6 protein-coding genes are annotated in these 8886 nt (G+C 68.4%); 1 reads left to right on the top strand and 5 read right to left on the bottom strand.

What is annotated here, in order from left to right; all coding sequences use genetic code 11:
- Positions 1–197: 197 nt before the first annotated feature.
- Entirely contained in the window at positions 198–1286 is a 1089-nt protein-coding gene (locus tag D7X12_RS35645; protein ID WP_120629668.1) for a HEAT repeat domain-containing protein, read from the bottom strand.
- A gap of 218 nt (positions 1287–1504) precedes the next feature.
- On the opposite strand from D7X12_RS35645, the gene D7X12_RS35650 reads away from it, so the two are divergent.
- Positions 1505–3835 (top strand): PAS domain-containing sensor histidine kinase, encoded by a 2331-nt coding sequence (locus tag D7X12_RS35650; RefSeq protein ID WP_147443894.1) that lies wholly within the window; start codon positions 1505–1507, stop codon positions 3833–3835.
- 84 nt (positions 3836–3919) lie between these two features.
- On the opposite strand, the gene D7X12_RS43840 is transcribed toward D7X12_RS35650, so the two are convergent.
- From D7X12_RS43840 to carB, 4 genes are all read right to left on the bottom strand, one after another.
- Positions 3920–4108 carry a hypothetical protein gene (locus D7X12_RS43840; RefSeq protein ID WP_208719488.1) on the bottom strand — a complete coding sequence of 63 codons (189 nt, stop codon included), beginning with the start codon at positions 4106–4108 and terminating at the stop codon, positions 3920–3922.
- A gap of 37 nt (positions 4109–4145) precedes the next feature.
- Positions 4146–4760, bottom strand: coding sequence for a RhuM family protein (rhuM, locus tag D7X12_RS35655; protein WP_208719490.1), 615 nt, complete (start codon positions 4758–4760; stop codon positions 4146–4148).
- A 61-nt stretch (positions 4761–4821) separates the two neighbouring features.
- Positions 4822–5142, bottom strand: a complete 321-nt coding sequence (locus tag D7X12_RS35660; RefSeq protein ID WP_147443895.1) for a hypothetical protein — start codon at positions 5140–5142, stop codon at positions 4822–4824.
- A gap of 193 nt (positions 5143–5335) precedes the next feature.
- A complete protein-coding gene (gene carB, locus D7X12_RS35665; RefSeq protein WP_120629671.1) occupies positions 5336–8590 on the bottom strand; it encodes a carbamoyl-phosphate synthase large subunit in 3255 nt (1084 codons plus the stop codon).
- Positions 8591–8886: the final 296 nt, after the last annotated feature.

Genomic DNA, 8886 nt, shown 5'->3' on the forward strand with positions numbered 1-8886 from the left:
GACTAGTCGTCGGCAGCGTCAGATGTGTATAAAGAGACAGATCATGTGGCTTCTCCCCTCGGGACAATCCTTGAGGATTGTCCGACCCGCCCCGCGCATCCCCTGCGCACTTCTACGTTAATGACTTACATGCATGCCGTAAGGGGCCCCCGCGCGCTTGCGACCGTCCAATGCCTCACGGCGTGGGACGGCAGCCCTCAGGGGCCCGAGGACGCGGCGCGCGTCCGGGCAACCCACTCGCGCCACGGGCCCACGTCCTCGCCCAGGTCGCGGCCCGCGAGGAGGGTCAACACCTTGCGCGCCGGCTCCCGGTCAATGGCCTGACGCATGCCTGCCATCTCCAGCAGCATGTCGCCTGAGCGTTCGAGGATGCGCGCCCGCCGCGCTGCGCCCTCCGTCTCCACGATGCGCACCAGCGCCCAGGCGGCCTTGTTGCGGTCGGAGGAGAGCGGGAACGCCAGCGCCTCCAGCACGGGCTCCAGTGGGATGAGGACCTTCGGCGGCTTCTCCTGCGCGGCGCCCAGCAGGCGCAGGGCCTCGTTGCGCACGCCCTCGAAGGGGTCGCGGACGGAGGGGACCAGGTAGCGCACCAGCTCCTCACGCGAGCGCACGTAGGACAGGAGGATGACGGCGGTCATCCGCTTCGCGTCATCCTTGTCCTCGCGGAGCACACGCACCAGCGCGGCGGTGTTCCGGGGCACGCCGTCGACGAAGCGTCCTTCGAGCGGCGCGAGCTCCGGGTGGTCGAAGCCGCCGTAGCAGCTCAGGGCCTGACAGCCGCCGAGGCCCTGCTCGGGGACCGCGCCCTCGCGCCGCAGCTTCCAGTAGGTCTGCTGGTAGGCGCCCCACGCGGCGATGAGCCCTTCGGGATCCTCCACCATGCCCGTGGGCGGAGGGTCGAAGCGCATCCGCCATTCGTCCCCCGGCTCGACCAGGTCCACGGTGACGCGGAACGTGTGGGTCGGCGGGTAGGTGACCATCGAGTACCGGCAGAACGGCAGTGGATGGGCCGCCAGGAGGCGCGGCTTGCTCTCCAGCAGGTAGGGCGTGAACTCGCCCTGCTCCAGGTTGAAGCGCGTGCCGGGCGCCGGCATGCCAATGAGCTTGAGGACCTCGTCGCGGGGGAGCTTGCGGAGGCCGAACACCTCCACGCCCTCGAAGACATACACAGGGTCGGGAGCGGCGGGCGCGGCCTGGGCACGGGCGGGCTCGGTGGAGCGGGCAGGCGCGGCACAGGCAGAGCACAGCAGCAGGCTGGCGGACAGGAGCTTGCGGAGAATGGCCATGGCTCCCGGACTGTATTTCACTGGGGGAAACAGCAGACCCGACAGAGCGTGGGCACCGGCCAGCCAGCGGCTTCGCCCCTGGGTGAGCGGCCGCTGCCAGGACGCGCCTGGAATGCACACCCTCCAGATCAGGTCACTTGCGGGTGGCGGGAAGGCGGCGACACGGGTCGCCGTTTTTACGCTTGCCAGGCAAGGGACCATGGCCCCAGGAGGCGCGCGTGGAAAGCCCCAGCGCAAGCTTCGACGGTGTGGCCACCGAGGGCATCACCGAGGCGCACGCGCGACTGCTCCTTGAAACCCTGGTGGCATGCACGCCCGTGGGCCTTGCCGTGGTGGACATGGACCAGCGGTTCGTCCAGGTCAACGAGGCGCTGGCGGAGCTCAACGGGATTCCGCGCGCCGCCCACCTGGGCCGCAAGGTGCAGGAGATCGTCCCGGAGATGTGGTCCACGCTGCGCCCCCAATACCAGCACATCATGGACGGGGGAGAAGCGCGGACCTTTGAAATCAGGGGCGCGACGTCCAAGGCCATGGGGGTGGAGCGCCACTTCCTGGCCAGCTACTACCCGGTGCGGACGGCTTCGGGGGTGTTGCTGGGCACGGGCGTCGTCGTGGTGGAGGTCACCGAGCAGCGCAAGGCGCACGAGGCGCTCCGGGCCAGCGAGCAGCGCTACCGCTCGCTGGTGGAGGCCATGGCGCAGCCCGTGTGGACGACCAACCGCCGGGGAGAGGTGGTCGAGCCCGCGCCGCGCTGGCTGGCCTTCACCGGGCAGACCCACGAGGAGCACCTGGGGCTGGGCTGGCTCCACGCCATCCACCCGGAGGACCGCAAGCGCGTGGTGCGCGGGTGGGTGGAGGCGCTGCGCACGCGCCAGTCCTACCAGGGCGAGTTCCGCCTGCGCTTCCACGCGGGAGGCTACCGGGACGTGGTGGGCCGGGCGGTGCCCGTCTTCGGTGACGCGGGTAACATCGAGGAGTGGGTGTCCACGGCGGAGGACATCACCGAGCGCAAGCGGGCCGAAGCGCTGGTGGAGGCCGAGCGGGGGCGGCTCCGCTCGGTGCTGATGAACGCGCCCGCGGGCGTCGCGATCGTGGCGGGCCCGGAGCAGGTGTTCACGCTGGTGAACCCCCTCTTCAGTCGCGCGTCGCAAGGGATGGACCTGACGGGCGCCTCGCTGCGCGACTTCCAGGACGAGTCGGGGCGGACCTATTCGGCCCACCTGGAGCGGGCCTACACCACCGGCGAGACCCAGACGGACAAGGAGATGCCCATCGTCTTCGACCATGACGGGGACGGGGTGGCGACCACGCGGCTCTTCGACGTCACCTACCAGCCGTTGCGCGACGTGAACGGCCGCGTGGACTCCGTGCTGTCGTTCGCCATCGACGTGACGGAGCAGGTGGAGGCCCGGCAGAAGTTGCAGGATTGGGCCGCGTCGCTGAGGAACCAGCAGCAGTGGCTGGAGGCGGTGCTGGACCGGACACCGGTGGCCCTGATGCTGATGGAGCCCCGCACCGGCCGTCCCCTCTTCGCGAACCAGGCGGCCCGGGAGATGGCGGGGGGAGAATTCCCGGGAGGGCTGCGGGTCGAGAAGTACAAGGGCATCTACCTCTTCACGGACGAAGCGGGCCGGGAGCTGCGCAGCGAGGAAGTCCCGGGCGTGCGAGCGGCGCGGGGCGAACCGGTGCACGCGGCGCCCATCGTCTGGCACACGCCCACCGGAAGGTACTCCCTGCTGGTGGAGGCGGTCCCCCTGCCCGCCCAGCACGGCCATCCCGCCACGGTGTTGCTGGCGCACCAGGACGTGAGCGAGCTGCGAAAGACGCAGGCCCAGCTCCAGCACGCGGTGTCCCTGCGGGACGAGTTCCTGGCGGTGGCGTCGCACGAGCTGAAGACGCCGCTGACGCCCTTGCAGCTCAAGCTCCAGTCGCTGGTGCGAGACGCCATGACGGCCCCGTCGCTGGAGACGCTGCGCGAGCGCGTGGTGCGCACCGCGGAGAGCGTCTCCGGGCAGGTCCGGAAGATGACGACGCTCATCAACGACCTGCTGGAAGTCACGCAGTCCACGGGCCCGGCGGCGCCGCTGCAACTGGAGGACGTGGACCTGGCCACGGTGGTGCAGGAGGTGGTGGAGCGCTCCAGTCCCCAGGCGGCGAAGGCGGGCTGCCAGTTGGTGCTCGAAGCGTCCCCCGGAGTGGTGGGCCACTGGGACCGTCACCGACTGGAGCAGGTGACGCTCAGCCTGCTGTCCAATGCGCTGAAGTACGGCGCGGGCAGCCCGGTGACGCTGCGGGTGGAGAAGGCGGATGGGAAGGCCCGGCTGACCGTGAAGGACGAGGGCATCGGCATCGCGCCGGGAGCCCTCCTGACCATCTTCGAGAAGTTCACCCGCGCGGTCTCCACCCGGCACTACGGAGGCCTGGGATTGGGCCTCTTCATCACGAGACAGATTGTCGAAGCGCACCACGGCAGGCTGTGGGCGGAGAGCGAACCGGGCCAGGGCGCGACGTTCATCGTGGAGCTGCCCATGACGGGGGCAACGAACTGACTTGGGTGCCACGCCCTGTGGGACTGGGCCCAACGTGGAACCGGAGCACGTGGCGTGACTCGGGCGTGGTTCCGTTACCGTACATCACGGCTTCTTCCTACTTTTACTAAAGACCTCGCCGGGCTTCGCCGTGCCGCGCGTCATCGCACCGCTATCAAGTCGCTTCGTCTCCTCCACGACGCGATCGAAGTCTGAGACGAACTCAGCATCTTGCCGCTTTCGGTAGACGTCGTATTCGCCTTCGGCCTTGAGCTTCGCTTCGAGGGCGCTCACCTTTCCCTTGTCCGCGAGGATGGGATAGCTCGACAGATCAAATCAGCTCCGCGGCGGTCTGTCCGGTGATGGCCCAGTGCAGCTTGTTCTGCACCGTCGCGAAGAATTCTCGCGTCAGTGGGGCGTGCGCGTCGTAGTCGATCGCGAGCGCATAGAGGTCGGTGATCTTCTGGTAGAAACGCCGTTCACTCGCGCGGATCTCCCGGATCCGTTCGAGCAGCTCGTCGAAGTAGTCCTTGCCGAAGAGCGTCTTGCCCTGCTTCAGGCGCTCGTCGTCGAGGACGAAGCCCTTGAGCATGAACTCGCTCAGGGTCTTGGTGGCCCAGATGCGGAACTGGGTCGCCTGGTAACTGTTGACCCGGTACCCGACGGCGATGATCGCATCGAGGTTGTAGAAACGGGTCTTGTAGGTCTTCCCGTCCGCGGCAGTTGTTTCCAAAATGGAAATAACTGAAGCCTCCGCGAGTTCCCCCGACTCGAAGATGCCCTTCAGGTGCTTGTTGATGGCGGGCACTCCGACCCCGAAGAGCGCTGCCAGTGCCTTCTGCGTGAGCCACGCAGTTTCGTCCCGGAAGAGCACGCCGACCTTCACCGCCCCATCAGGCGCGGTGTAGAGCAGGAACTCGGACTCGCGCAGGGACAGATCAGTCATGAATGCGTCTCGCTCGTCGTGGGGACTGGCGGCACTTGCGCGCCTTGTGCGCTTCTTGCCATCAGCGGATTCCCGATGGAGCGCCTGCGAAGCGCTGATTCGAAATGAGGCGATGGACGACGCCCTCCGGGGAGAACTCCGACCAGCGCGCGGCGTGTTGCTCCTTCGAGAGAACGGTCAGGTCGTCTGTCTGGCGCGTGCCTCGCGCGTTTTGGTCGAGCCCGGTTTGCACAGCGAGGCCTCCGACCTCCGTGAGCACGTACCGATTGTGCATCTTGACACCAGCGCCACCCTTGCCCAAAGCAAGCGCGCGAATGCTCACGCCTGACTGCAAGAGCGGTCCGAGTCGGCGTTCACACACGGCGAGCTTGTTCTTCGCCACGCCGCTCTCGGTCATCTGGCGGCCCTGAATACGTGAGGCCTGTTCAACCTCGAGGGCGCGGAGAGCGCCTCACCCATCGCCCTCCCACGGGGCTCGTTCGAGGGCGCCGTGCAGGCCCTTTGCAGCGGGGAGGCGGCGTGAAAGCGGCACACGGAGGAGCGGGCAACACCCGCTCCCCCGGCCCTGCCAATCCCTACCGACGGCCGCCCGGCGGGATGCCCTTCTCGCCGTACAGGTACTCCTGCAACGGCTTCACCGCGAGGTCCGAGCGCTTCAGCGACTCCAGCGCTCCCACCGCCATGCGCGCCGCCTGCACCGTCGTGTAGTACGGCACCGAGTGCATCAACGACTCACGGCGGATGGAGAAGCTGTCGCTGATCTCCTGCTTGCCGAAGGTGGTGTTGATGACCAGGACGATCTCCCCGTCGACGATCTTGTCGACGATGTTCGGCCGGCCCTCCTTCACCTTCTGCACCAACTGGGACTCGATGCCCTTCGTCTGCAGGTAGCCGTGCGTGCCGGCCGTGGCCGTCAGCGTGAACCCCATCGCGCGCAGGCGCTTGGCCAGGTCCACCACCGCGGGCTTGTCCTCGTCCTTCACGGAGATGAACACCCTGCCCGCCTTCGGCAGCTTCACGCCCGCCGCGAGCTGGCTCTTGGCGAAGGCCGACGCGTAGTCGTCCGCCAGGCCCATCACCTCGCCCGTGGACTTCATCTCCGGGCCAAGAATCACATCCACCCCGGCGAAGCGCGCGAACGGGAAGACGCTCTCCTTCACCGCCACGTGCTTGAACTCCGGCTCCTCCGTGCGGCCCAGCTCCTTCAGCGTCTTGCCCACCATGCAGAGCGCCGCAATCTTCGCCAACGGCACGCCCGTCGCCTTGGAGATGAACGGCACCGTGCGGCTGGCGCGCGGGTTCACTTCCAGGATGTAGATGGTCTTCCCCTGGATGGCGAACTGCACGTTCATCAGCCCCACCACGCCCAGCTCCCGCGCCATGGAGATGGCCTGGTCCTTCATCCGCTCCACCAGGTCCGGCGACAGCGAGTGCGGCGGCAGCGTCGCGGCCGCGTCACCCGAGTGCACGCCCGCCTCCTGGATGTGCTCCAGCACGCCGCCAATCAGCACCTGCCCCGTGCGGTCCGCGACCAGGTCCAGGTCCACCTCGATGGCGTCCTTCAGGAAGCGGTCAATCAGCACCGGGTGCTCCGGCGACGCACTCACCGCCTCGCGCATGTAGCGCTCCAGGCTGGCCGCGTCGTACACGGTCTCCATCGCCCGCCCGCCCAGCACGTACGACGGCCGCACCATCACCGGATAGCCAATGCGCTCGGCCACCTTGAAGGCCTCCGCGTGGCTGCGCGCCACCCCGTTCTCCGGCTGCGTCAGGCCCAGCTTCTCAATGAGCTTGGAGAACTTCTCGCGGTCCTCCGCCCGGTCAATCGCCTGCGGCGACGTGCCCAGAATGGGCAGCCCCGCCTGCTCCAGCGGCACGCTCAGGCGCAGCGGCGTCTGCCCGCCGAACTGCACGATGGCGCCCACCGGCTTCTCACGCTGGGACACCTCCAGCACGTCCTCGATCGTCAGCGGCTCGAAGTAGAGGCGGTCCGACGTGTCGTAGTCCGTGGACACCGTCTCCGGGTTGCAGTTGACCATCACCGTCTCGTACCCGGCCTCGCGCAGCGCGAAGGCCGCGTGCACGCACGCGTAGTCGAACTCGATGCCCTGACCGATGCGGATGGGACCGCTGCCCAGGATGAGGACCTTCTGCCGGTCCGTGGGCGGCGCCTCGTCCTCCTCCTCGTAGGTGGAGTACAGGTAGGGCGTGTACGCCTCGAACTCCGCGGCGCAGGTGTCCACCCGCTTGAACACGGGCCGGATGCCGCGCGCGTGCCGGTGCGCTCGCACCTCTTCCTCCGGGTAGCCGAGCAGGTTGCCCAGGTACTTGTCGGAGAAGCCGTGCGACTTCGCCGTCCGGAGCACGTCGTCCGGAAGCTGATCCAGCCGGCCGTGATCCGCCAGCATCTGCGCCTCGTTCACCAGCGCTTCGATGTGCCGCAGGAACCACGGGTCGATGCGCGACAGCTGGTGCACCTGGTCCACCGTCATGCCCTCGCGGAACGCCTGGGACACGAGCCACGGCCGCTCCGGCCGGGGCACGCGCAGGCCCTCGCGCAGCACCTTCTCCCGCTCCTCCTTCTCCGCGGGCAGCTCCGGCGACTCCAGCCCCACGCGCCCCAGCTCCATGGAGCGCAGCGCCTTCATGTAGGCCTCGGGGAAGGTGCGGCCAATGGCCATCACCTCGCCCACCGAACGCATGCTCGTCGTCAGCGTGCGGTCCGCCTTGGGGAACTTCTCGAAGTTGAAGCGCGGGACCTTCACCACCACGTAGTCCAGCGTCGGCTCGAAGGAGGCCGGCGTGTCGCGGGTGATGTCGTTGCGCAGCTCGTCCAGCGTGTAGCCCAGCGCCAGCTTCGCGGCGATCTTCGCGATGGGGTAGCCCGTCGCCTTGGACGCCAGCGCGCTGGAGCGCGACACGCGCGGGTTCATCTCGATGACGACCATGCGGCCGTCCTGCGGGTGGATGCCGAACTGGATGTTCGAGCCGCCCGTCTCCACGCCGATCTCGCGGATGATGGCGAGCGACGCCTGCCGCATGCGCTGGTACTCGCGGTCCGTCAGCGTCTGCGCCGGCGCCACGGTGATGGAGTCACCGGTGTGCACGCCCATCGGATCCAGGTTCTCGATGGAGCAGATGATGATGACGTTGTCCGCCGAGTCGCGGACCACCTCGAGCTCGAACTCCTTCCACCCGAGCACGCTCTCCTCCACGAGGATGGTGGAGGTGGGGCTCGCCTTGAGGCCCGAGCGGCAGATGGCCTCGAACTCCTCGCGGTTGTACGCGATGCCGCCGCCCGTGCCGCCCAGCGTGAACGAGGGACGGATGATGGCCGGGAAGCCGATGTCCTCCGCCAGCGCCATCGCGTCCGTCAGCGTCGTCGCATAGCCGCTGCGGGGCAGCGCCACGCCAATCTTCTGCATGGCCGCCTTGAAGAGCTGCCGGTCCTCCGCCTTGTTGATGGCGTCCAGCGACGCGCCGATGAGGCGCACCCCGTACTTCTCCAGGATGCCCCGCTCCGCCAGGGCCTTGGCCAGGTTGAGCGCCGTCTGCCCGCCCATGGTCGGCAGGAGGGAGTCCGGGCGCTCGGCGGCGAGGATCTTCTCCGCCGCCTCCACGGTGATGGGTTCAATGTAGGTGCGGTGCGCGAACTCTGGGTCCGTCATCACCGTGGCGGGGTTGCTGTTGAGCAGCACCACCTCCACGCCCTCGTCCCGAAGCGCCTTGATCGCCTGGGTGCCTGAGTAGTCGAACTCGACGGCCTGCCCGATGACAATCGGGCCCGAGCCAATCACGAGAACCTTCCGGATATCGGTACGCTTGGGCATCGGGCGCCCCCCATACCAACGTCCGCCTCCACATGCACGCGGTGCGTTGTGCCGTGCGAAGGTCCCGTCCGACGCCCGCCCGCTCGCAGGACTCAGGCCCGCCGTCCTCTGCTACGCTGCCGCGCTCTTTTCGGAGGTCCCATGCGTCGCTGGTCCCTGGCCCTGCTCCTTCTCTCCGCGCCCGCCCTCGCCCAGGACACCGCTCCCGCCGCCGCCACGCCCGCCCCTGAAGCGCCGGTCGCCGCGCCGGTCGCCGCGCCGGCCGCCGCGCCGCCCACGGCTCCAGAGCCCACGCC

The organism is Corallococcus sicarius, from assembly GCF_003611735.1.
Lineage (GTDB): Bacteria > Myxococcota > Myxococcia > Myxococcales > Myxococcaceae > Corallococcus > Corallococcus sicarius.